The organism is Chryseobacterium sp. C3 (assembly GCF_014218905.1).
Lineage (GTDB): Bacteria > Bacteroidota > Bacteroidia > Flavobacteriales > Weeksellaceae > Chryseobacterium > Chryseobacterium mucoviscidosis.
This window is the reverse complement of the sequence record NZ_JACLCU010000004.1, coordinates 395196-420585: the sequence shown is the minus strand read 5'-3', so window position 1 is coordinate 420585 and position 25390 is coordinate 395196. Positions and strand designations below refer to the sequence as shown.

The window sequence follows — 25390 nt, the reverse complement described above, 5'->3', positions numbered from 1 at the left end:
CAGCTCAATTTTGAAAACTAAAAAGCAGGATTATTCGCATCTTTCCCCAAACCAGCCTATCGGAATTTTCGATAGCGGAGTGGGCGGACTTACAGTTGCCAAAGAAATAAAAAGACTTCTTCCGAACGAAGATCTGATCTATTTTGGTGACACCAAACATCTTCCGTATGGTGAAAAATCGAAGGAGGCGATTATCGAATATTCTACAAAGATCACCAATTTTCTGTTGGAGCAAAACTGTAAAGCGATTGTTATTGCCTGCAATACGGCAACGGCAAATGCGCTGAATGAAGTGATGCAGTCTGTTGCGGGAAAAGTTCCTGTGATTGACGTAATTAATCCGGTTGCAGAAAAAGTTTCCTATGAAATTCATAATAATGTGGGCGTCATTGCAACGAAAGCGACGGTGAATTCAGGGTTGTATAAAAAAAGCATCAGAAAGCATAATAAATGGATCAAGGTGGATGAACTGGCGACGCCTTTATTGGTTCCTGCCATTGAGGAAGGTTTTAAAAATCATCCGATTACTCATGCGATTATCTACAATTACTTAAGCAACAGTAAATTAAAGAATATTGAGACCTTAATTCTGGGTTGTACACATTATCCGTTATTGATTGATGAAATCAAGCAATATTACGGAAACCGTGTCCGCGTAATTGATTCTCCGAATATCGTCGCCAATCATTTAAAAATCATTCTGGATAAGTATCATCTGCTGAATGAGCAGAATCCGAAACCGAATTACCATTTCTATCTTTCGGATTTAACGAAAAATTTCGAAAAAATATCGAAGAAATTCTTCGGGAAAACCATCGATTTGGAATTAAAAGTATTATAAAAAACAAAAGCTGTCTCAATTTGAAACAGCTTTTTCTATAGAAGATTCTTTAACGCAAAGATTTATTTTTCAAAGTTTATTTTTAGTGAGCTAAGAATTAATCAATTGAAAATTGATTTTATAAAGCATACTTCATAAGCGACTTTGTCGCCACTCTTTGCTCTCTTAAATAATTTCGGGGATTATATTAATCTTTGCATCTAAATAAATTAAATTTCCAAAATTACGTGCTGTCTTTCCAGTCTTCTTTTCGGGGTATGAACCGGCTGATTTTTATCTTCTTCAGACTTTACTCCAATAACTACTGCAAAAACACTTTCGTACTTTTCGTTCTTTAAAATCGCATCATATTTTTCAGTTTCAATTCCTTCCATCGGAGTAGAATCTATTTCCATATCTGCGCACGCAGAAAGCAAAACGCCCAATGAAAGATAGACCTGATGTTTCAGCCACGATCTGATCTCCGCTTCTCCTTTCGGTTTTACAAAAGTTTTATAATAAGTTACCGAACCTTCCGGAAGATTTTCTTCAATCTGCTTTTCAAAATCTTCAGGATTTTTAAGTGCCTGAAAAACGATAAGATGACTTCCGTCCAATACTTTTTCTTTGTTAAAATAAGAGGCTTCGGCAAGCTGTATTTTTGTTTCCGGTTCCGATACAAACACAAAATTCCATGGCTGACTGTTAATGGAAGATGGACTTAAATGCAGAATTTCTTTAAGCTGCTGAATCTGCTCTTCACTTATTGTACCTTGAGGATTATACTTTTTTACGGTATATCTCGATTTCATTTTTTCTAAAAAGCTCATAATTTTTATACTATATTTTTTATAGTTGCAAAATTAATGTACGTTTGATATATTTGCAATAACGGTCTAAAATGATAGTATGAAAAAAATGTATTCCATAGATAATAAAGAATATCCGTGCTGTACAACGGTTACCATGAGATTTATCGGCGGAAAATGGAAAGCCGTGATTTTGTTTTATCTGATTGATGGAGCAAAAAGATACAACGAGCTAAGAAAATTAATTCCCACAATTACAGAAAGAACGTTAAGTTTACAGTTGAAACAGCTTGAAGAAGATCATATTATCGACAGAAAGGTGTACACAGAAAAGCCGCCTTTAATGGTAGAATATACCTTAACGGATTTCGGAAAAACATTGCTTCCTCTTTTAAAAGAAATTGCAAAATGGGGTGAAAGTGCGGTTGTTTCTTCTGAAAAAGTAAAAATTGTTTAAAACAAAAAATCAGGAAAATTATTCCTGATTCTGTATTTCTGTAGTTTCTTCCTTATTCGGTTCAAAAAAACTGAAACTTACATTTCCGTATTTTCGGGTATCGATTAAATTCGGATGATCAAATTTCATTCGGCTTTGGTGTTCTATCACTAGAATTCCGTTTTCCTTCAGGTATTTATTGTTTAAAACCAAAGAAATAATTTCCTGATACTTTTTTTCTTCCATTTCGAAAGGAGCATCGGAGAAAACAATTTCAAAAGATTTTTTGTTTCTGAATTTCTTCAGCCAGTCGAAAACATCGCCCCGCTGAACATTTACCTGCAGACTGAATCCAAGTTCAGAAGCGGTAGAATTAAGAAAAGACGTATGTTTCGGATTCATTTCTACGGAAGTGATATCCTGACATCCTCTTGATGCAAATTCAAACGAAATAGAACCGATTCCCGCAAAAAGATCCAGTACGGAAACCGACTGCATATCGTAGGTGTTTTCCAGAATACTGAAAAGTGCTTCTTTGGCAAAATCCGTAGTCGGTCTTACATCAAAATTCTTCGGAGCGGCGATTTTTTTGGCTTTCCATTTGCCGGATATGATTCTGTACATTTTTTTTAGTTGTTAGATTGTAGGTAATAGGTTGCAGGTTGAGGAACTAAGACCTATCATCTGTTACCTGCGACCTAGTTTAATATAAAATTTTTAGAAGGAATATTATCAAATACAATTTTCAGATTCTTTACGAATTTCTGAAGCTCTGAAATAAAGGTTTCATTCTCAGTAGTTTCTCCGTACGCGTAGAAATTGGTTTCATTGATTCCGAAACCGATTTTGCTTAATGTAAACATCACGAAATAAAGAAAATCCACTTCAGAATTAACGTCCAGATTGTTGTATAAAATAATTTTTTTGTTGTCTATCGCGAAAAACTCACATTGGTTATGATACAGATTGATGTGAATTTCTTTGCTGTTTTTATTATTTATGGAATTTAAAAACTTTTCACCGGAAAAATTAAACTGAACAGGCAGCGCGAGTTCTTTAATCTTTTTGTAAAAATGCTTTGGGAATGTATAATAAAACTGAATTTTAAACTTTTCATTAATCGAAAGCATCAGTTCTTCTTTCTCTTTATCCACAGGAGCGTTAAAAGCGATAAGATCAAATCCGGCTTCATGTTCCGAAAAACCTTCCGGCATCAGTGTGAAATGATTGAGCGCGGAAATCACATGGATCTCATCAAATCTCTGCAGAAGAAGCACTTTATCCAGCGTATCCGAAATAAAGTTTTCCGGAGATTCTTCATCCACGAAATACGATTTCTCTTCCACAATGCTCTTATTTTTAGCAATCTGGTAGATTAATCCGTCTTTGGTAAAAAGTAAATTAAGTATATTCATAATTTGATTCCTGCAAATTTAGTGAAATTCTACCATTACCGCACCCGATTGATGATGAAGTATTTCCTTATTATAAAAATCCACATTCGTCTGGCTTTCCAATGTATCGAATACCATTTTCTGCAAAACTCCGTCTCCGATTCCGTGTACGATTTCCAGCCTTTTCAGATTGTGTTTTCTGCAAAAGTTGATGGTTTCCACCAATCTTTCCTTCTGGATGAAAAGTCTTTCAAAACTGGTGTAATCATTTGGATTTTTAACTAAATTATGAAAATGCAGATCAAGAACCAAATGATTTTTCTGATGTGCTTTGGAAATTACCTTTTTCGGCTCCGCTTTTTTTATGATAGGAGTATTTTCATAAAAATCCGAAATTTTCGGAACCAGTTTCTCCTTCGGATATTGATGCGTAAAACCGTATTCATCTTTAAAAACCACGATATTTCCCTTCACGGAAGTAACCACCCCGCTCAAATCTTCATCTACTACAGAAACTTTATCGCCTATTTTCATAAATTTTTTTATAAAACACAACAGACACAAATAATTTCACAAATTTCTACATTCTTAAATCGTGATATTGGTGATGAAATTTGTGAAACTTGTATTTAAAATTTAGGTCCCAATTCAATAACCTCCAAATCCTTTATTTCCGTATCATCGATTACAAAACGCATCATTGTCCGCATTTTATGCCATCCCTGTTTTCCGCACGCTCCGGGATTCAGGTGGAGAAGATTGTTTTTCTCGTCAAACATTGCCTTCAAAATGTGTGAATGTCCCGAAATAAACAGCTTCGGAGCTTTTTCAGCAATCTCCTGTTTTGCCAAAGGCGTATATTTTCCCGGATAACCGCCGATGTGAATCATCAAAACTTCTACATTTTCGCACATAAAACGACTCACTTCCGGAAATTCAGAACGGATTTTTGCGTTGTCGATATTTCCGTAAACCCCTTTGAGTGGTTTTATCTTTTCAAGCTGCTCAATTACATCCATACTTCCGAAATCTCCGCCATGCCAGATTTCATCCGCCTGACCTGCATATTCTAAAATACGGTCGTCGATATATGAATGAGAGTCGGAAAGGAGTAGGATTTTCGTCATTATTTAAAATTCTCTGCAAAGATAAGATTTGAAATTATTTTTTCTTAAGATTTACAAACATCTTTAATGTTAACTGTTCTTCTGTGAGATTTGAAATGATATAGTTTCCTTTTAAACTTACATTTGTGGTGAAATTGATATGAATGACAGAGTCTGAAATCTTTTCCCAACTTCCTTTTATCTTTTTAAATTTAAACTTCGGTTTTTTATCTCCTGAATAACAAATATTTTCAACCCAGTTGGCAATAACTTTTCCATCTTTACTAAGTCTAAAGTTTAATGTGTTCTTATCAGAATATTTGCTTTTTTCATAAACAGCATTTAGGTGTTCCGTATTCTTAAATTTCCATGTTTGAAATAAGTATGGATTATCGACCGTATTTTGACTTTTAATCAAATTAAAAGGAAGTAATGCTAGTAGGAAAATATAAACTGAAGTTTTCATCACAATAAAAAAGTATTTTAACCGAAAATAATGAATCTTTTTTGAATTGATGAATCTTTACATTTAAATTTGAAAAGAGTTTAAACCGCTTTATTTACTACATTTGAAAAAAATTAAAAATGAAGCAGAAACTTTCTTTTTTCCTTCTTCTTTTATCGGTTGGGATTGCGAATGCGCAGGTTGAAGAGAAAAAACTGGATGAATTAGTCCAGAATACGTTAAAAACTTTCGATGTTCCGGGAATGTCGGTTGGTGTCATCAAAGACGGAAAGGTAATTTATTCCAAAGGTTTTGGGGTACGTTCTTTAACTTCCAAACAACCGATGGACGATACTACATTGGTCGGAATCGCCTCCAATTCCAAAGGTTTTACTTGTACAGCACTTGCCATTTTAGCAGACGAAGGAAAACTGAACTGGGACGATAGAGTTTCAAAATACATTCCGGAATTTCAGATGTACGATCCGTATGTTTCGCAGAATGTTACCATTAAAGATCTGGTAACACACAGAGCTGGATTAGGTTTGGGACAGGGAGATCTGATGTTCTTTCCGGAAGGCGGAAATCTAACGGTAAACGATATCGTCCACAACGTAAGATATTTAAAGCCTGAAAATCCTTTCAGAACAACTTTAGACTACAATAACATCATGTTTATCGTAGCCGGAGAAGTAATCCACAGAGTTTCGGGATTAAGTTGGGCAGAATTTATCGAGCAGCGCATTATGAAGCCTGTAGGAATGACTTCAAGTTTCGGAAGCTACAATAGAGCCAAAGCTGTTGCCAACAAAATTGACGCTCATGCACCGGTAGACGGAAAAGCTATTGCCGTTCCTCACGACTGGAACGAGACAGCTAACGCAGCCGGAGGAATTATGAGTAATATTAAAGACATGACAACCTGGGCAGAATTCCTGTTGAATAATTTCACAACGAAAGACGGTAAAAAATTAGTTTCAGATAAAAATGTTCAGCAGTTGTGGAGTTTACAGATTCCGAGCGGAGTGGCGGCAAAAAATCCTTATGATACCAGTTTCTACGGATACGGAATGGGCTGGTTTTTAAGCGATGTGAAAGGTCATAAACAAGTTCAGCATACAGGAGGACTGATCGGAACGGTAACGCAGTTTACGCTGATTCCGGATATGAAACTGGGAATTGTTGTCTTAACGAATCAGCAGTCGGGAGCGGCTTTCAACACGATTACCAATACCGTGAAAGATTCTTATCTGGGAATTGCAGACCGCAACTGGCTGAAAACCTACGGCGACCGGATGAAAAAAATGGAAGAAAGTTTTGATAAGCAGAAAAAAGAAGCTTTTGCAAAATCTGAAACATTTAAAAAAGATAAAAATTTACAGCCAAAACCGGAGCAGTTTGTAGGAATGTACAACGATCAATGGTTTGGTGATGTGGAAATTGCGCAGCAGGGAAGTACATACAGAATCTCATGCAAAAGTTCTCCACGTTTAAAAGGGGAACTGCTTCCGTATTCCAACAATTCTTTCATCATTAAATGGGATGACAGAAGCTACGATGCCGATGCGTATATTATTTTTGATTATGATGAAACTGGGAAAGCACAATCTGCAAGATTAAAACCAATCTCAGACGTTACAGATTTCAGTTTTGATTTTGATGATCTGGATCTGAGAAGAAAATAATTCAGGAAAATCATTCAATATGATTATCAATAGGGACGGGCTTTTGCCCGTCTTTTTGTTTTAGAGGGTAGTAAAAGACTTTAGCCAAAATTATTGATTAAGTTTATTTAGGTTTTTTTATAAAGGTTAAGAAAGTTTTTTAACACATAAGTCACATAGAATTAATCAAGCTTTGCGAATATTTCAGAACACATTAGTTTTTAAAAATCTTTGATTTTTATTCTTTTGAGGACTTTACATATTCTAATAAACGCTTTAAAATCTTTTGCGACTTTTGTGGTTAAATCTGACATTAGTTAATTTGGGAAATTCACCATTAACCATTCACCATTCACAAATTCACTTATCTACATTCTAAAACCACCCCGTCAAAAATTCTTTCGAATTTTCGCCACCCCTCCAGAGGAGGGGAATTTTTTCAGACTATTTATTTAATCTTGCCCGGATCGTAGAAAAACAGCAGTTTCTTTTTGGCTCCGTCGAATTCCGACCACGAATTGCAGTCGATCTCGAAACCGGCAACCCCGCAGGTTGGGAAGTGGAAAATATCTTCGGAAATGGAATTCGCAAAATTGGAAATTCCGTTGTTGTGAGAGAAGAAGGCGACCGATTCGTGGCTGTCGTCCAGATCGTAGATTACAGATTCGAAATTGCTTTCGGAAGGATTATAAAGTTTCTCATTCGTATTAATGCTGATCTGGTAGGCCTGGTTGAAAATTTTGCACGTATTCAGTGCGCGTACTGCGGGGCTCGATACAAAGTAATCGATCGCTACGTTATTGTTTTTCATGAATCGGGACATATGCATTGCTTCTTCTAAACCCTTGTCTGCCAAAGGTCTGTCAAAGTCTTCCGTTTCTTCCGGCCAGTCGCTTTTCGCATGTCTTACGAGGATGAGTTTCTTCATAATTTTGTTTTTGAATAACTAAAATTATAAAAAAATTAGCGGATTAAAACATTGATTTATAAAAAAAACTGTGTTTGGAATAAAATCATTAAAATTTACTAAATTTGCAAACCTATGGGACAAATCCTTGCAATAGACTACGGAAAAGCTCGTTGCGGCATTGCTGCGACGGATGATATGCAGATTATTGCGAGCGGTCTGGAGACGGTGCAGACTTCATTAATTATTGATTTTCTGACGAAATATTTCGGTGAAAATCGGGTGGATGAAGTGGTAATCGGTCTTCCGACAGATTTGAAGGGGAATATATCTGAAGTGGAAACAGATATTTTAAAATTCATTGAAGTTTTTCAGAAAGAATTTCCGATGATAAAAGTACACCGCTTCGACGAGAGATTTACCTCCAAAATGGCTTCGTTTTTTATTTCCCAAAGCGGAAAAAATAAAAAGAAAAGACAGGAAAAAGGATTAATAGATAAAGTAAGTGCAACCATCATATTGCAGAATTTTTTAGAACAAAGAACAAGATGATTTTACCGATAAGAGCCTTTGGTGACCCAGTTTTAAGAAAAGTAGGGAAGGATATAGACAAAGATTATCCCGAACTACAGGAGTTGATAGGCAACATGTTCGAAACCATGTACAGCGCCAACGGAATTGGTTTGGCTGCTCCACAGATCGGACTGGATATCCGTCTTTTTGTGATCGACGTAAGTCCTTTGGCAGAAGATGAAGATTATGAGGATATTAAGGATGAACTGGCAGAATTCAAGAAAGTATTCATTAATGCCAGAATTCTTGAAGAATCCGGAGAAGAGTGGAAATTCAACGAGGGATGTCTTTCTATTCCGGATGTAAGAGAGGATGTAAAAAGAAAAGGAACCATTGTGATCGAATATTATGACGAAAATTTTGTAAAACATACAGAAACTTTTTCCGATATTAGAGCCCGCGTAATTCAGCATGAGTACGATCACATAGAAGGAATTTTGTTTACAGACCATTTAAGCGCCTTGAAGAAGAAGCTTGTAAAAGGAAAACTGTCGAAAATTACTCAGGGTGATGTAAGCATCGGTTACAAGATGAGATTTCCAAAATAAAGTTTGAATTAAAATAAAAAAAATATTAAATAGCAAAAGGCGGAATGCCGATTGCAGAATTTACAAAAAATAAAATTATGCTGTTAGAAAAAATAATTTCAATTTCAGGAAAACCAGGACTTTTCAAATTAGTTTCACAATTAAGAAACGGATTTATTATTGAAGACGTTACCACGAAGAAAAAAGTAAGCATTGGAAACTCCAGTCAGGTAAGTTTGTTGGATAACATCGCGATGTTTACCTTTGATAAAGAAGTTCCGTTGTTCGAAGTTTTTGAAAATATTGCTAAAAACTACGATTACAAAGAAGCGATCCACCATAAAGCAACAGATGCTGAACTGAAAGAATTCATGACGGCTTCTCTTCCGAACTACGATACTGAAAGAGTATACGCTTCAGACATCAAAAAACTGGCGCAGTGGTACAACATCCTTCAGAAAGCAGGATACATTACGCCGGAAAGCTTCGTAAAAGCAGAGCCTGAAACTTTAGAAGGTGAAGCAGCAACAGAAGAAGTAAACGTAGAAAAAGAAGCGCCTAAAAAAGCGCCAAAAGCAGAAAAACCTGCAGCACCAAAAGTAAAAGCTACTTCTGCCGCAAAATCTGCTCCTAAAAGCACCCACAGAAAGCAAGGATAATTCACTCAGTTGAATTTAAAATATAAAACCTCATCAGAAATGATGAGGTTTTTTTGTTGTTTGTGATGTAATGAAGAATATTTTATTAAAAATTCCGTATAAATACGGATTGCCGTAAACGTTGATAATTTCTTATTATTACATTTGTGAATTAAGCAATAAATAGAATTTATCAAAACTAAGAAATAATTTTAATGAAATAGCCCAAAGCTTTTGAGAGTAAATAAAGCTAATTGGAGATTTTTGATAGTTGGGCTGAGATTACAACTAACTTCGGAATAAATTTTCAAAGGACTTATTTGGTTAGCACAATTTCATTGTTTGAGAAGGTTCATTTATTATTTAATTCATTGTCTAAAAATACTAATACTTTGCTAAGCAATACTAACTAAACTTGTATGAAACCACATATCAAAAATAAACTAAAAGATCTAAAATATAATACACATAAAGTTCAACTAACCACTGGAAGGTTAAAGAGAATTCCTAATGAGCTAAAAATATGTACAGAGATAAAGTATTTAGATTTATTTGGTAATTCAATTCCAGAAATTCCAGACTGGTTTTTTCAATTTAAAAGATTAGAGCATTTAAGTTTAAAAAATAATATTCTTAAAGAATTACCAACTATTGTATTTACTCTTGAAAATATTAAATATTTGAACTTAGGAGATAATCAAATAAATTTGATAAGTGGTCATTATTTTGGAAATTTAATGGATATTGAAAAAGTTGATATTAGCTATAATCAAATAACATCAATCTCTGATGACTTTGTAGAATATCCAAAATGCAAAGACTTGAGTATTAAAGGGAACAGATTACAAGTGTTCCCGAGCGCAATTAGTGATATTAATACTTTAGAAAAGTTAGATTTATCCGAGAATAAAATAAGCTCAATAGAGGATGATGCATTTGATTGTTTGGAAAATTTAATTGAACTTGATCTAAGTTTTAATGACCTTAAATATTTGCCAACTAGCATAGGCAAGCTTAAAAAGTTAAAGAGATTGAACTTAAGCGGAAATAAAATTTCTTCATTGCCGAAGGAGTTTGAAAATCTTACCTCGCTTGAATTTTTGGATTTTGATAGTAATCCAATTGGTAAAGTTCCAATAGAAATTTCCTCTCAAGGAGCTTCAGGAATCATAAACTATTATTTATCTCTAGGTGATAATGTACAATTATTTGAAGCAAAATTATTAATAGTTGGACAAGGTAATGTTGGAAAAACTTACTTAATGAATCGTTTAATACATAATTCAATACCTGAAACTAATACTACAGAAGGAATTGATATAAAATCCTGGAGAATAAAGACTCTGTCATCACCTGATTTTAGAGTTAACGTATGGGATTTTGGAGGTCAGGAAATTTATCATTCAACACATCAATTTTTCCTCACAAATAGATCTCTTTATCTATTAGTTTGGGAAGCGAGAACTGATCAGCATTTGATTAGTTTTGATTATTGGCTAAATGTTATTCGTCTTTTGAGTAATAATTCTCCTATTATAATTGTATTAAATAAGATAGATGAGAGGATAATTAATATTGATGAAAGGTCATTAAAAGCAAAATTTAAAAATATTGTTTCGTTCCATCAAGTTAGTGCTAGTAGTGGGAAAAATATTGATTTGCTAACAACAAAAATTGAAAATGAAATCAATTCTCTACCATTAATTGGAGATAAGCTTCCTAAAGTTTGGTTAGAAATAAGAACAATATTGGAATCCTTGGATTCAAATTATATTTCAGCAGAAGAATATTTAAATATTTGTAATCAACACGGCTTGTCTAATCAAAGAGCACTTTTCTTAAGTCAATATTTTCATGATCTTGGGGTTTTTCTTCATTTTCAAGATGATAATTTGTTGAGAAATATCTTGTTCTTGAAACCAGAATGGGCTACAAATGCTGTATATAAGATACTTGATTCTAAAGAAGTTATAGCTCGTAATGGCGAATTTGATCCTGATATGTTAGATTCTATTCTTTATGAATTTCCGCGTGATAAACATCCATATATAGTTACGCTAATGAAGAAGTTTGAATTGTGTTTTGAAGTTGAACAAAATGTTTTTTTAATCCCAGAGTTACTTAAACCTGAAAAACTTGAATTTGATTGGGATTATAATGATAATTTACGGTTTGAGTATCATTATGATTTTATGCCTGCAGGAATAATGGCTAGATTTATCGTAAGAACAAGAAAATTGATTTTCGATAAAACCTTCTGGAAAAATGGAGTAATTATTCAAAGAGAAAATACAAGAGCATTGATAACTACGGATCAATATTCTCGTAAACTATTTATTTGGATTCATGGAAATATTGCATCTTTTTTACTTGAAATCATACGCAAAGAGTTAAATGATATTCATCAATCCTTAAATTATCCTGACGTTCCTGAAAAAATTCCATGTAACTGTCCAGAATGTATAAATTCAATGACTCCTCACTTATTTAACTATGTTTTTGTACGAAAAATAGGAACGGAAAATATTTTCAAGACAATACCATGTGAGGTAAGTGCTACAGGAGTAAACGTACATAAACTCCTAGGCTTATATAAAATTGATAATTTAGAACCAGAAAATAATGCAATGTATTCACTTGATAAGATTCTTAATGATCTTATTGAAGTAGGATCACGAATTCTTGAAAGAAAATTTCAGAAGCAAATTGAAAATTTAATTAATGATGATATAGTTGATTTGTTGAGAACACAAGGACATAATGTTGCCGATCAAACGAGATCCGGAATTTCTAGCAATGGTAAAGATGCAGGCGAAATAGATATAATGATTAGAATGAATAATGGAATTCCTGTTACTATTATTGAATGTTTTAGACTTGAAAGTTGTGGACCTAAGAACACCGTAGTTTCAGGACATCTCATAAAATTACTTTCAAAATATGATACACATGAACTTCAACGCAAGTTTATAATTGTATTTGGTGAGGCTGAAAGATTTGATAATTTGTGGATTAGTTATTCTCAATACATTAAGAATTTAAATTCCAATGATAATTACGGTGATAAGTATCCTATTTCAGGATTTAGTGTAAGAGATGAACTGCATAATTTTGCAAATATGAAAGTTGGTATTTCCAGACATGATAATAACGGGGAAACTGTTGAAGTTGTACATATATTGTTGAATATGAAATAATAATTATTAAGCAAGAATATGTATCTGATACATATAAAAAGTGATACTGAATAAATTAAATTGTAAATATATGTCAGAAAAGGAAAGTGCTTAAAACTGAATATTAAACGATTTTATATACCAACCAAAAACTCCTGAAAACTCAGGAGTTTTTACATATAAAATCTGATCTTATGCTTTGATTGAGGAAATATTGAATTTTAGCTTTTGAAAAGTTGTTCAATATCAACATCCAAAGCCGTACAAATTTTTAATAGAGTAGAAAATAGAAAATCTTCTTTACCATTCTCAATGTCACTAATTTTAGATCGATCAATTTTGCCTGCTAAATCTGCCAATTGTTGCTGAGAGAAATTTTTTTCTTTTCGTTTATCTCTCAAATTTTTACCTACTGTTTTATATATATTCAAAAATTTATCATCCATACTAAAAAAAATATTGTGGTTTTATTGCCACAATTAAAAATTGTTACTATATTTGTATCAGCGAATTAGCAAAAGCCTCGAAAGACCTATTGAAAAGACGCATTCCGAGCCGACAACAAAAAGTTCAGCACTTTTTCGTCGGTAAAAATGCGGTCTTTGGATAGGTTTCAGGTACAAATTTTCAAAATACACAGATGATGAAAAAGAAGATCTCAACCCTGCTGTTTTCAGCCCCTCCCGAATAAACGGAGTTCTGCTGCAAAACCAACAACAGCGCTACACCGAGACTGCCCGCAAACGCAGGAAGCCGGAGTATAGTTTTACCCAAAAACCTTTACCCTTCGAAATTCCTTTACGCCTAAAGGAAAGCCGAAGTACGCTAAAAATCACCCTTAAAAGTACTGGCTTTCTTTTAATTTTCCAAATTATTTTCATCCCGAAAGGAATTTAAAAAATGCAGAAGGTTTCTCTGCCAAAGATCGGGAAGCGCTGTTGTTCCATTTGGCAAACTTTTGTCATCAAAACAAATAGATTTCAGAATTTTTTAAAGAGCTTGTTTAAGCTTTTTTATAAATAAGAATATTCTTGTTGGAAAACGCGAAGGCGCAAGGTTTGATAAAATTCCTATTCTTTTAAGACGCAAGGAGAAAATCAAAGATTTTCTTTTATAATGTTGATGATAAATTTTATCGCAGATAAAATCTTTGCGCCTTAAAGCATATTATTTTAAAACAACTTTGCGCCTTTGCGAAAAACCAACCTATTAAAAACCAACCTGTTGAAATTCATAAAAAACGATAACCCCAAAACAGACTTATGAAAAAGAAAAAAACAGATTTCGAAGCCAAATTCTGGTCAGGAACGAGAAAACATACCGCCATAAGTTTACTGGAAACCTTTTTCCAGTTCAATGATCTTGCTGCAACGAAAGAAACCCTCAATGAAATGGTACAATCTTCAGTACAGAAAAACACCCGAATTGCAAAAGAACCCGCTGAAATTTTCTATTTGTACCAATCGTTACGGTCATTCATTCTCGTCGCTCATCACATCGCGAAAAAAGGTAAAAAAGGGAAGTTTAAAAACTCAACGGAAATCAGTTTTCCCAAAGCAGCAATAAGCCTTTCAGAAAAAGAATATCGGAATCCGTTGCGCGTATTTCAGAACACTTTTAAAGTCTGCACTTTGCAGGATTTCGATGATTTTCTGTCGGCAACAGCTTATTTCTCGTTAGGAAATTTCAGTTGTGACACGGAAAAGAAGATCATTGTTCCCTACTTCCAGCTCATAAAATTACTGGAAGCCGCCCCGCTGATTGTGGAAAATTGCTATAAAAAGATGAAGGGATAAGGTTGGCTGAGCGGAGCCGAAGCCAACCGCAGACTGTAATGAATTGTAATGTTGGCTTCGGCTCCGCTCAGCCAACTATGATGGTCTGTAGAATAAAACTCAAAATCACAAAGGAACGAGCAACACCGTTGGCTTCGGCTCCGCTCAGCCAACTATGATGGTTTGTAAAATAATACTCAAAATCAAAACGGAACGAGCAACACCGTTGGCTTCGGCTCCGCTCAGCCAACTGCAATGGTCTGTAGAATAAAACCAAGAATCACAAAGGAACGAGCAAAACCGTTGGCTGAGCGGAGTCGAAGCCAACCAGAAATATTTGTATAACGAAACCAAAAATAAAACGGAACGAGTAAAACCGTTGGCTGAGCGGAGCCGAAGCCAACGACAACCCTCATTTATTTCAGGACAAAAGAACTTTCACAAAGATTTCCCGTAAATTTGTAAGACTTGAATTCTCAATTATGAATACCAAACAGGAAAAACTGGAAGCTTTCGGAAGATTATTAGACATTATGGACGATCTGCGCGAAAAATGTCCGTGGGATCAGAAACAGACGCTGGAATCGCTCCGCCATTTAACGCTGGAAGAAACCTACGAACTTTCGGATGCCATTTTGCAGAATGATCTGCAGGAAATAAAAAAGGAGTTGGGAGATGTGTTGCTTCATCTGGTTTTTTATGCCAAAATAGGCTCTGAAAAAGGCAGTTTCGATATTGCAGATGTCATTAATTCTTTAAACGAAAAATTAATTTTCCGCCATCCTCACATTTACGGAGACACGGAAGTGAAAGACGAAGAGGAAGTAAAACAGAACTGGGAAAAACTGAAACTGAAAGAAGGAAACAAATCTATTCTCGGCGGCGTTCCGAAAAGTCTGCCGAGTCTGGTAAAAGCCTACAGAATTCAGGATAAGGTAAAAGGAATCGGTTTCGAATTTCATGATGCGGAAGATGCGTGGAAAAAAGTGGATGAAGAAATTCAGGAGTTTCATGCGGAAACCGATCTGGATAAAAAAGAGCAGGAATTGGGCGATGTATTTTTCTCATTAATCAATTATGCCAGAATTTCAGGAATCAATCCCGATTCTGCACTCGAAAGAACCAATCTTAAATTCATTTCAAGATTTCAGAAAATGGAAACTTTAGCTTCGGAACAGAATCTGAATCTTGCCGATCTTTCTCTGGAAGAAATGGATGTATTGTGGGAAAAAGCTAAACGTTTACAGTAAATGAAGGTACAGAACCCGACGCAGAACAGATTTCAGTATCTCCTGGAGTTTAAGCAGACGGAAAGGAAATGGCATTTTCCTTTTCTTGCCGCGCTTTGTATCGGAAGCTGCCTTTTCATCGGATATTTTTTAGGAAAACCGAACTACGGCGCGCTTTCGAGTTTAGGCGCTTTAACGATTTTATATTTTACTTCGGCGCCGATTACACAAAGAATGATTCATCTCGCGATCTGTGCTTTCGGAATTGTTTTCTCTTTTACAGTAAGTTCTTTTTTCGGGTTTAATATTTATTTTGCCGCGCTGTCTGTTGCCGTTATTTCTTTTCTGGCGCATTTTATTTCTTCGTATTTTAAAATTCCGCCGCCGGGAAATTTTTTCTTCATCATGGTTGCAGCAATGGCGAGTACATATAAATTTGATCTGGAAATGATTCCCACAAGAGTAGGGTTGGTTGCAATGGGAGCGATACTTTCCTGTTCCTTCGCTTTTCTGTACTCCGTTTTTATTGAAAAAAGCAAAGTGGTAACCATACCGAGAAGAAGTTTCAACAAAAGAAGATATACAAAATTTGTAGAAAGCACCATCATCGGGTTTTTTATGGCGTTAACTTTAATCATCGGTCATCTTCTGGAATTTAAAAACACTTACTGGATTTCCATTGCGGCAGTCGCCATTATGCAGGGAAGAAATTTTGAGCACGTCCGACAGAGAAATATGCACAGAATTCTGGGAACTTTTATCGGAATTGGTTTGGCATGGGTGATTCTGCTTTTTAATCCCGAAAAGATCGTCATGATCGTTATCATCACCGTTTTACAGTTTATTATTGAATTGTTAATTGTAAGAAACTACGGTTTTGCAGTGGTTTTCATCACGCCTTTAACGATTCTTCTGGCGGAAACGGCAAGTGAAATTCATCATGATGTGGAAATTTTAATGAAGGCAAGATTATTGGATACCATTATCGGAAGTCTTATTGGTTTGGCGGCAGGATTTTTCCTCCATCATCAGCAGATTATTAATAAATTAGAGAAAAATATAAGGTTCTGTTATTTTCAGTTTAAAAAATTAAAAAAATAAATATGTTGCGCATCGTCGTTTTATCATCATTTTTACTGTTGAGCTGTAATCCCAAAGCTCAGGAAGCTCCCAAAACCGATGATCTGAAGGTTGAATTTTCTTTGCCTAAAAAACTAAAGGAAGTTTCCGGTATTACTTTGTCTCAGGATAGCAATACCATCTGGGCAATTGAAGATCAGGGAAATAAAAACGTTATTTACGGAGTAGACCGAAAAGGAAACCTTACGAGTGATGTTCTGGTAGAAAACACAGAAAATCACGACTGGGAAGATATTACCAAAGATGCAGCCGGAAATATCTACATCGGCGACTTTGGAAATAATGAAAACGACAGGCAGAATTTATCGATTTTAAAAGTTGATTTAAAAGATGCCTCCCAAAAATCCACAAAAGTTACCCAGACCACAACATTTCACTATGAAGGACAGACGGAATTTCCGCCAAAGAAATCCAACTGGCTGTATGATTGCGAGGCTTTTGTAGAGATGAATGGAAATTTCTACCTTTTCACCAAAAACAGAAGCAAAGGTTTCGACGGCACTTTTTTAGTTTTTCAGGTTCCTAACAAAGCAGGAGATTTTGAAGCAAAACTAATTGGAAAACTGAAACTTGACGGAGGATACAGCGATGCGGCAATTACTTCTGCAGCGATTAACAGCACGAAAGATGAAATTGTTCTCCTGAACCATAAAAATATCCAGATCCTCACCGGTTTTTCAGCAGATGATTTCAGCAAGACCAAGATTGAAAAAGTTTCACTCAACCACAATTCTCAAAAAGAAGCCATTTTTTTTGCTGATGATAAAACTTTACTTATCGCCGATGAAAAGGATGGGAAAGAAGGCGGAAATGTGTATCAGTTTAGTTTAAAATAAATGAATTTAGACGGATAAAACTTCGTGCAGAGTGATGTCATCCTGAAAGGCTCTCAACAAAGCATTTCAATAATGAAAAATATATTTTAATTGTCTGTTTTTATCAAAAAGACTTCGACAGGCTCAGTCTGATACCGCTACAAAATAACATTTAATATTAGCAATTTCATGCTGAATGATTGTCATCCTGTAAAGAATCTAAATAATGTTTTTATCAAAAAGACTTCGACAGGCTCAGTCTGACACCGTTACAAAATAACATTTAATATTAGCAATGTCATGCTGAATGATTGTCATCCTGTAAAGGATCTAAATAATGTTTTTATCATAAAGACTTCGACAGACTCTGCCTGACACAGCCATAAAACAACAGTTAGTATTAGGAATGTCATGCAGAATGATGTCATCCTGAAAGGATCTCAATAACGCATTTCAATAATGAAAACAAATTTAGTTAGTTATATTTTTAATTGTCTGTTTTTATCATAAAGACTTTGAAAGGCTCAGTCTGACACAGCCATAAAAAAACAGTTATTATTAGCAATGTCATGCTGAGCCTGTCGAAGCATCTTTTCAGATTACCATAAAACAAAATCCGCAGAAACTTTCTGCGGATTTTTATCATTCATTGTTTAATTTTAAAACGTCATTCCCACACCTCCGGAAATTCTTCCTCCGTCGCTTCCGTAGAAATAATTCAGTCTTGCGGAGAACATTTCTACAATACTCAGCCAGAATCCGGCGCCTACAGACTGATGCCATTTTTTAGAGTCTTCATTGTCATTCCACACTCTTCCGACATCATATCCCAGTAAAACGCCCATGTTTGCCGGAACAATATTGTTTTTTACCCTTCCGAAATCCCAACGGATCTCCGAGTTATTGGTAAAATAGGATTTTCCTGAGAATCGGTCGTTTCTGAAAGCTCTCATTCCGTTGTTTCCGCCAATGGCTGCAGCCTGATAAAAATCAAAATTGTTATTATTGATCCACATTCCGTTGCTGGAGTTGGCAAAAACAAAATTTCCGCGGCTGTCTAACCTGTGATCTATGGAAAGCGTTCCTTTCAAGATCAGAAAATTTCTTTTGGTATCTGCAAGATTGGTTTTCCAGTCTGCATTTACTTTAAATTCCATTCCCATGGTCGGGAAAGCATTGTTATTCAGATTTTTATAGCTGAAGGTGTAATTTCCTCCTGCAAACTGCTGATTATCGAAAACTTCAGGTCTTACATCGGGTGAAAGATCTACAAAACGGTCACCGTTTCGCTGTACTTTATTATTTTCAAAAGTCAACTGAAACTGGTTGAAAACATTCGTCCAGCTTTTCTTGGAAACGGAAGGTGCAAAATTGATCTTTGAAATTCTTGCCCTGTTGAATCTTCTGTCTTCTGCTTCCTTATCGTAAAAACTTTCATTGGATAATCCGAAGAAATTTTCGGCGAAGCGCGGTGTGGTGAATCCTGCGTCAAGATTAAAATCCCAGCTTCCAATGGCTTTTTTAAAGATCCCCTTATAATAGGCATTAAAACCGCCTGTTGCCGTATAATAATTAACTTTCAGGCTGTGTTTCTGGGTAAAAGGAGAACGGATGAAATTATTGACCGTGTAATTAACCAACGCACCGAGAATCACTCCGTCATCCGGATTGAAATCTGCATTCGGATATCCTGCAACAAAATTGTATTTCGGATGTTTATAGTTGTAGGTATTGATGTCGTAATCGTCGGAAATATTTTTCGTCGCACCATTTGTATTGTAGGTATTTTTCTGAGATTTAAAATCGTAGATCTTTACTTTGCTTCCATTGGCAACATTGTAGGTATCGTGATTATATCCTCCGATCAGTCGGATATTCATTTTAGGTCTTCCGTCTCCGGAAACTTCGTAGATATCATCATCTTCCAGTCCGTAAATCCACAGTTCCTTTGTTTTGGAATCGTCATATGTTTTTTCGAAAACCAGTTCCGGATTTTCTTTGTTTTTGTCTAATTTATATTGTTTTACATTAACAGTATTTGCCGTTTTTGTAATCACAAATTTATCAGCATTCACCGTTCCGGCAAGAGGAACTTTTTCCTGCAGTACCTCATAATATTGTGAAGCGTAGGTTGCTAATTTTGTCTTTCTCAGTTTCAGTTTTCGCTGAATATCTGCAATGGTTTCATCCTGAACTTCTTTCGGAAGATTGGCAAATGTTTCATCAATATCTTTATCCGATAAATGTTCCTGAATGTATTTCGCCTGTGCAATCCAGTCTTCCTGAGTAGAACCTTTCAGGAATACCAGATCCAGAGGATAAGGTTCCATAGCAAGCCATTTTACACTTTTAATATCATCTTTAAAGGTTTTCATGTGGCGGATTGCCGGAATATTCATAATGATTTTAAAAGCAGCACCGTCGTATTTACTGAAAGCCTGATCTCTGTCTTTGGCAATCGGTTTGTAAATTACCTTATCACCTTCTTTGTATTCCGCCCATTTCCACTGATCAGAATGTCTGTCCCAGTCACCGATCAGCATATCAAAAATTCTTGCCCTGATGTAGGTTTCTTTGTCTACCGAGTATTTATAGTTTTTACCGAAATTCTTTAAGACATCATCTGTGGAAAGAATATCCGTTGCGTTATCTAATGAAGCGAGTGTTTTAGGATCGGATGAAAAACGTTCTTCCACCATATAAAATTCGTCCCCGTAGTTCAGATTGTATTCTCCCAGAGCTTTTTGCTTAGGAATGTAAAACAACCGCGGATTGCTGTGGAAAAGATCAATCTTATCCGCCATATTTCCGATGGCAAATGGTGTAAATGGATGATTGGTTGTATAAAAATCCAAGAGGAATTTTTCAGGAAAGGTATTATTCAGTTCATTTCCGAATGTACTTTTCTTAAAAGCCATGTTGTTCAGAAAACGTACGGCGCTTTTTTTAACGCCTCTCATCACAAATTCCTGTCCGTCCTGTGCTTTCAATCTTAAACTGTTAGACTGGTTTCCGCCGCCTTCACGAAAAGGAGTATAACCACCGTCAAGTGTTGAAATATTTGCGGTCGGAGCTTCAATAGGCATTCCGTAATATTTTCGGTAATGTTCTCCCCAGAGCCACGTATAAAATTTTCTTTTTTTCGTTAATTTTTCAGGATAAATGGTTGAGGTTATTGTGGAAGGAAAAGAATTCGGATAATTATTAACAAATTCTTTCGGCTTATCGATCACCTGAATGTGCGAAAGCTGTTCCAGCGCATTGTTTTTTGTTGAAAAATATTCTACATCCGAGCTTTTATCTTTTCTGATATTCAAAACCGCAAAACCGCTTCCTCCGTAAGAAAAATCTGTTTTTTCGCCAATTGTTGCAGGATCTACTTTAGAACCGGCACCGCTTACGATCTGTCTGATGTTTCTGAATTCGTGATACTGTAAATTATGATCGTGCCCCGAAACAAAAATAATGTTTTCCTTTTCCTGAACAATGCTTTTTATTCTGTTGGCTAAATCTGCATAATGCTGGTTGTTGAGATCTTCAGGACTTACTCCCGATGAACTTCTTACCACATTAATGAGACTGGCAACTCCCGGAGCCGGAATTTTACTTTTCAGCGGAAAAAGGTGAGATTTTGCAGAGGTATATCCTGCATGAGTTCCGCTGCTGATAATCGGATGATGCAGCGCAACGATAATTCTTTTGTCCTGATTTTTATTAATTAAATCTTTAAACTCTGTGAAAAGATCTTCCCGCGTTTTAATATCGCAGTTTTTATTAATTCCCGGATAATTGTTCCAGTTGACCAGAGCCCATTCTGTGTCGATTACAATCAGTTTAATGTCTTTGGTAAGATTAATATCATCAATCGGGCAGGAATTTTTAGGAAGGAATGCTTTTTTATCGTTTAAATAATTTTTCACCAGTTCTTCCTGTGCTTTTAAGCCGTCCAATCCGTTGTACCAGTCATGATTTCCCGGAATAACGAGTGTTTTGCCTTTAAAGTTTTTTACAATGGATAATTGATCTTCCAGTTTCTGTTTTGCCAGTGGATAATTTTTATCAGATTCTTTTGGCATTCCGGAAGGATAGATATTGTCGCCTAAAAAAATCAGCATCGAATTGCTGTCGGCTTTTTCAAGCTGGCTTTTTAACAGATTCAGGGTGTTCTGAGCCTGTGCTTCGTCTGCATTTCCGGCATCGCCTACGAGAAATATCTTAAAATCGTTGGAAGATTGTATATCAGAATTTTTAATTTCAGATAAGTTTTTACCCTTTTTTACGTTATATGTTGCGCAGGAGTAGAGAACTCCGGCAGACAATGCTACTCTGATGACAACAGACGTATTTTTTAAATGAGTTTTAAAGGATAAATTCATAAATTTACAATAATAAAATTTCGGTGATGAATATTTTACAAAAAGCCAAAGACTATGTCGAAACCTTATTCAAAGATAAACTATCTTCAGTATATTCTTATCATAATTTTATACATACTACCTTCACAGTAAATAAGGCTGAAGAAATTCTTAAAAACACTCAGGTTTCTGAAGAAGATCAGGAGAAAGTAGTTCTGGCTCTTTGGTTTCATGATACAGGGTACATAGAGTGTGCCAAAAATCATGAAGAGGCAGGAGTAAAGATTATGAAAGATTTTCTGCAGCAGGAAAATTATCCCGAAAGTTATATTGAGGAGGTTTCTAAGCTGATTCTGGCAACAAAAATTACTTATGTTCCTCAAAATCTTCTGGAAAAAATTGTAAAAGATGCAGACTGCAGCCATTTTGCAAGCCACGATTATAACGATATTTCCGATGCATTGAGGAAAGAATGGGAGCTTACGAATGTACGCTGCTATTCTAATGACGAATGGAATGCCGGAAATCTGGATATGCTAAAAAATAAGCATCAGTTTTATACAGAGTATGCGAAAAAAGAATGGCAACCTCTGAAGGAGAAAAATATTAAAAAAATTGAAAAGAAGTTGGAAAAAGACGAGGATAAAAAAGAGAGTTCTGAAAATAAAAAGTCAAAGGAGAAGGAACCAAAATCCGACAGAAGTGTAGATACGTTATTCAGAGTTACGCTAAGCAATCATACAAGACTGAGTGATATTGCCGACAGCAAAGCGAATATTCTTCTTTCTGTAAATGCCATCATCATATCAGTTTGTCTTTCTGTTTTGGTTCCGAAACTGGATACGCCTAAGAATTCTCATCTTATTATTCCAAGTTTTATTTTGCTGGCTTCTGCGGTTCTTACCATCATTTTTGCCATTTTATCCACAAAACCGAATGTTACCAAAGCAAAATTCAGCTTACAGGATGTTGCCGACAGAAAGGTAAATCTTTTATTCTTCGGAAATTTCAACAGGATGATTTTTGATGATTATCAGGATGCAATGAATGTTCTTATTAAAGACCGCGATTATATTTACGATTCTATGGTGAAGGATTTGTATTTTTTAGGAAAGGTTTTAGACAGAAAGTACAGGCTTTTATCCATTACGTACCAGATTTTTATGGCAGGAATTGTAATTTCTGTTCTGTCTTTTGCGTATGCGTTTTTAAGTCTTTAGATAAAATATCAACTTAATAGGAAAGCTCACCCGATTGGATGAGCTTTTTTATTGTACTAAAGATACTCTTAAAGCTAAAAGTCCTGTAATTCCCTGTAAATCTTCTACTTTCAGGAATTCTATGTCGTTTTGGAGAATTCCTTTCTTTTGCAGTTTGTTGATGTAATCGAGATATTCTCTCTGATTTTCCATCCCGAAATAAACGATGGTTATTTTTCCGGGGCAGGTAATTCTGTCGTCTGAATCTTTTACGTGTGCTTTATCCAGACGTTTTTTAATGATTTCATAGTACGAATTATAGGCTCCGTCTACATCAAAACGTTTCTCGTCCATTCTGAAGCGGATATCTATTTTTTCGTTATACACAAAAATCAGCGAGGCAATATCGAGACACACCGGAAGATCTTTTTTGAAATTTCGGAATTCAATTTCCATATTGCAGATGGTTTTTAGCTGCCAGTAACGAAGTTTGTTAACAATTTTTGAATGGTAATGAAGATCGGGCGCAATGTTTTGTCCGGTATATAAATTATGCTCCACACCGTCTGATTTAAATCTTTCATAATAATGCGGAAAAATTTGCTGTGCCTGTATCTGTGCATCATCCAGAACATCTGCCAGTTTTCTGTTGACTAACGTTATCGAATCATCCAGACTTTTTCTATGGGTATAAAAGAGATCGGTCTGGCTAAAAACCTGCGCAAAATAATCTTTTATTTTTGCCTTTACTTCACTTGAGGATTTTACTTCCAGCTTAGCCTGAAGATAAGGATGAATTTCATCTCTCAGTAATCCCTGAAACCTCTGTTCGCTGTCTGCTTTTATCTCATTATTTAGTTCATTTTCGAAAATATCCAGAGCCGGTAAAAATTTTTCCGAGTCTGAACGGGTTAAATTAAAAATCTCGTAAAGGGATTCAATCTGTTGGTTGAGATCTTCGAGCATTAAATTAAAACGTTTTTCCGAAGAAGAACGGATGTCTGAAAATCCAAAGAGCGGGGTAAGGTTTCTAAATGAAATTTCTTTTAAAGAGTATATTTTATTGCCAAGAGAAGCGTTGAAATATTTTTCGGCTTCATTTCTGAATTTCCAAACCACGCTGTTGTGGATGGTGGTGTATTCCCGCTGAATGATGGCTTCAATCTGATAATTTTTTTCAAAGCTGAATCTGCTCAGCGAGAAAATAATCATGTTGCTGAACGATTCCATTTTTTTCAGTTTAAGACCATTGAAGCTGTTCGCGATAGGAGAGGTAAACTCCATGATAGCCAAAAGCTCGTTGTCTTTCACGATCGGGATAACCATAAAACTGTTGATGTTGTTTTCCTTTAAGATACTGAAAGAAGGTTTCATTTTCGCTTCTTCTTCGAGATGATTAAGGTTTGAAACAACAATAGGTTTCGGGTTGTAGTGAAGATTGATGATGGTGCTTTTTCTTGTATCTTCATCTATGGCATTGATCCAGAAGTTCAATACATGATTGGTGAACATATTTTCATACACCGGCATTTTTTCCAGCCGCTGCTCTTTTTTATTGTAAAGCATCAGTCCGAAATTCAGCTCCGGAATATCAAAATACGATTTGAATATCTCAACAAGGTTTTCATCCTGCGAGAAGTTTTCAGAATCTATTTCGATCATGGTAGATTTAAGATCGGAGAGGGCAATTTCACTGGTACAGTCTACAAGGGAAATAATAGTGAACCCTTTTAAAATCCATGATTCCGGCTGAAAATGTTTCTTCCACAGTTTAAAATCATCTAAATTTTCCAGCAAGATATCCAGAATTTCATCGGAAGGAATTTTTGTTCCTTCAGCAGGAAAAATTTCGGTAAAATCTGCATTTACCGTAATTTTATAATGCTTCATGATTCCCTGTGCATTGGGAATATCATAATAAAAAGGAATGGTACTTTTTATATCTTTTTTGAAGTAGCTCTGCAAAATAAGACAGCAGCAGAAGACATAAAATTCGTCATCATCAATACCACGCAATCCGATCTCGAAATCTTTTCCGGCATCTTTTAATATTGCTTTGAAACGGTCTGTATAATTAAAGGTGATATTGGAAAGCGGAACACTTGCCGCTTTTATTTCGTTATTGGTAAGTCCGGTAGGGAAGAGGTCTGCAAGAAGAAGTTTGATGAGGTCTTCATTTTTTTCAAGCAGAGAAATATCCTGAAATCCGTTGCGGAATTCGTTGAAATTTTTAGTCTTTTCAATTAAAGATTCAGCGTAACTGGCTCGGTATTCCAAACGGTCATTGTATCGAATGTGTTCCAACACATCCAAATATTTTTTGAACGAAATAAAAACCTGAAATGGAGTGTCTTTTTTATATAGCTGTGACACAAAAACTGA

22 protein-coding genes are annotated in these 25390 nt (G+C 35.4%); 12 read left to right on the top strand and 10 right to left on the bottom strand.

Going from position 1 to position 25390, the window contains the following annotated elements; translation table 11 throughout:
- Window positions 1–10 precede the first annotated feature (10 nt).
- Window positions 11–841, top strand: a complete 831-nt coding sequence (gene murI, locus H6W53_RS11660) for a glutamate racemase (protein WP_185206986.1) — start codon at window positions 11–13, stop codon at window positions 839–841.
- 209 nt (window positions 842–1050) lie between these two features.
- Here the strand turns inward: murI and H6W53_RS11655 are convergent, their stop codons facing one another.
- Window positions 1051–1650 (bottom strand): nitroreductase family protein, encoded by a 600-nt coding sequence (locus H6W53_RS11655; protein WP_185206984.1) that lies wholly within the window; start codon window positions 1648–1650, stop codon window positions 1051–1053.
- An 88-nt stretch (window positions 1651–1738) separates the two neighbouring features.
- On the opposite strand from H6W53_RS11655, the gene H6W53_RS11650 reads away from it, so the two are divergent.
- Window positions 1739–2086 (top strand): winged helix-turn-helix transcriptional regulator, encoded by a 348-nt coding sequence (locus H6W53_RS11650; RefSeq protein WP_087705857.1) that lies wholly within the window; start codon window positions 1739–1741, stop codon window positions 2084–2086.
- Between the two features lie 18 nt (window positions 2087–2104).
- On the opposite strand, the gene H6W53_RS11645 is transcribed toward H6W53_RS11650, so the two are convergent.
- The 5 genes from H6W53_RS11645 to H6W53_RS11625 all read right to left on the bottom strand — a co-directional run bounded on the left by H6W53_RS11645 (window position 2105) and on the right by H6W53_RS11625 (window position 5031).
- Window positions 2105–2689 (bottom strand): RsmD family RNA methyltransferase, encoded by a 585-nt coding sequence (locus H6W53_RS11645; RefSeq protein ID WP_087705788.1) that lies wholly within the window; start codon window positions 2687–2689, stop codon window positions 2105–2107.
- Window positions 2690–2763: 74 nt separating this feature from the next.
- Complete coding sequence (locus H6W53_RS11640) at window positions 2764–3480, bottom strand: DUF3822 family protein (protein WP_185206982.1); 717 nt, start codon at window positions 3478–3480, stop codon at window positions 2764–2766.
- 18 nt (window positions 3481–3498) lie between these two features.
- Window positions 3499–3993, bottom strand: coding sequence for a Smr/MutS family protein (locus H6W53_RS11635; RefSeq protein WP_076393067.1), 495 nt, complete (start codon window positions 3991–3993; stop codon window positions 3499–3501).
- Between the two features lie 95 nt (window positions 3994–4088).
- The gene (locus tag H6W53_RS11630; RefSeq protein WP_185206980.1) at window positions 4089–4586 is read right to left on the bottom strand and encodes a metallophosphoesterase family protein; all 498 of its coding nucleotides are present in this window, start codon (window positions 4584–4586) and stop codon (window positions 4089–4091) included.
- 34 nt (window positions 4587–4620) lie between these two features.
- The gene (locus H6W53_RS11625) at window positions 4621–5031 is read right to left on the bottom strand and encodes a hypothetical protein (RefSeq protein ID WP_185206978.1); all 411 of its coding nucleotides are present in this window, start codon (window positions 5029–5031) and stop codon (window positions 4621–4623) included.
- Window positions 5032–5150: 119 nt separating this feature from the next.
- Here H6W53_RS11625 and H6W53_RS11620 point away from each other — a divergent pair, with 119 nt between their 5' ends.
- Window positions 5151–6695, top strand: coding sequence for a serine hydrolase (locus H6W53_RS11620; protein WP_185206976.1), 1545 nt, complete (start codon window positions 5151–5153; stop codon window positions 6693–6695).
- 427 nt (window positions 6696–7122) lie between these two features.
- On the opposite strand, the gene H6W53_RS11615 is transcribed toward H6W53_RS11620, so the two are convergent.
- Complete coding sequence (locus tag H6W53_RS11615) at window positions 7123–7602, bottom strand: SixA phosphatase family protein (RefSeq protein WP_087705797.1); 480 nt, start codon at window positions 7600–7602, stop codon at window positions 7123–7125.
- Between the two features lie 114 nt (window positions 7603–7716).
- Here H6W53_RS11615 and ruvX point away from each other — a divergent pair, with 114 nt between their 5' ends.
- The 4 genes from ruvX (at window position 7717) to H6W53_RS11595 (ending at window position 12516) form a co-directional block, all read left to right on the top strand.
- Window positions 7717–8133: a Holliday junction resolvase RuvX gene (ruvX, locus tag H6W53_RS11610; protein ID WP_087705799.1), complete on the top strand. Its 417-nt coding sequence runs from the start codon at window positions 7717–7719 to the stop codon at window positions 8131–8133.
- Complete coding sequence (def, locus tag H6W53_RS11605) at window positions 8130–8702, top strand: peptide deformylase (RefSeq protein ID WP_087705801.1); 573 nt, start codon at window positions 8130–8132, stop codon at window positions 8700–8702. Before ruvX ends, def begins: the two co-directional genes overlap by 4 nt.
- Window positions 8703–8779: 77 nt before the next feature.
- Window positions 8780–9340 carry a DUF5606 domain-containing protein gene (locus tag H6W53_RS11600; RefSeq protein ID WP_076393145.1) on the top strand — a complete coding sequence of 187 codons (561 nt, stop codon included), beginning with the start codon at window positions 8780–8782 and terminating at the stop codon, window positions 9338–9340.
- A gap of 398 nt (window positions 9341–9738) precedes the next feature.
- A complete protein-coding gene (locus tag H6W53_RS11595; RefSeq protein WP_076393053.1) occupies window positions 9739–12516 on the top strand; it encodes a COR domain-containing protein in 2778 nt (925 codons plus the stop codon).
- A gap of 200 nt (window positions 12517–12716) precedes the next feature.
- Here the strand turns inward: H6W53_RS11595 and H6W53_RS11590 are convergent, their stop codons facing one another.
- Window positions 12717–12941: a helix-turn-helix domain-containing protein gene (locus tag H6W53_RS11590; RefSeq protein WP_185206974.1), complete on the bottom strand. Its 225-nt coding sequence runs from the start codon at window positions 12939–12941 to the stop codon at window positions 12717–12719.
- 816 nt (window positions 12942–13757) lie between these two features.
- Here H6W53_RS11590 and H6W53_RS11585 point away from each other — a divergent pair.
- From H6W53_RS11585 to H6W53_RS11570, 4 genes are all read left to right on the top strand, one after another.
- On the top strand, window positions 13758–14291 hold the full coding sequence (locus tag H6W53_RS11585; RefSeq protein ID WP_185206972.1) for a hypothetical protein: 534 nt from the start codon (window positions 13758–13760) through the stop codon (window positions 14289–14291).
- A 461-nt stretch (window positions 14292–14752) separates the two neighbouring features.
- Window positions 14753–15520, top strand: a complete 768-nt coding sequence (gene mazG / locus H6W53_RS11580; RefSeq protein ID WP_116098482.1) for a nucleoside triphosphate pyrophosphohydrolase — start codon at window positions 14753–14755, stop codon at window positions 15518–15520.
- Window positions 15521–16600 carry an FUSC family protein gene (locus tag H6W53_RS11575; RefSeq protein WP_185206970.1) on the top strand — a complete coding sequence of 360 codons (1080 nt, stop codon included), beginning with the start codon at window positions 15521–15523 and terminating at the stop codon, window positions 16598–16600.
- 2 nt (window positions 16601–16602) lie between these two features.
- On the top strand, window positions 16603–17475 hold the full coding sequence (locus tag H6W53_RS11570; RefSeq protein ID WP_185206968.1) for a hypothetical protein: 873 nt from the start codon (window positions 16603–16605) through the stop codon (window positions 17473–17475).
- 638 nt (window positions 17476–18113) lie between these two features.
- Here H6W53_RS11570 and H6W53_RS11565 read toward each other — a convergent pair.
- A complete protein-coding gene (locus H6W53_RS11565) occupies window positions 18114–21830 on the bottom strand; it encodes a metallophosphoesterase (protein WP_185206966.1) in 3717 nt (1238 codons plus the stop codon).
- Between the two features lie 26 nt (window positions 21831–21856).
- On the opposite strand from H6W53_RS11565, the gene H6W53_RS11560 reads away from it, so the two are divergent.
- The gene (locus tag H6W53_RS11560; RefSeq protein WP_185206964.1) at window positions 21857–23029 is read left to right on the top strand and encodes a Pycsar system effector family protein; all 1173 of its coding nucleotides are present in this window, start codon (window positions 21857–21859) and stop codon (window positions 23027–23029) included.
- Between the two features lie 48 nt (window positions 23030–23077).
- Here H6W53_RS11560 and H6W53_RS11555 read toward each other — a convergent pair whose 3' ends face one another.
- The gene (locus H6W53_RS11555; RefSeq protein WP_185206962.1) at window positions 23078–25381 is read right to left on the bottom strand and encodes a GAF domain-containing protein; all 2304 of its coding nucleotides are present in this window, start codon (window positions 25379–25381) and stop codon (window positions 23078–23080) included.
- Window positions 25382–25390 lie beyond the last annotated feature (9 nt).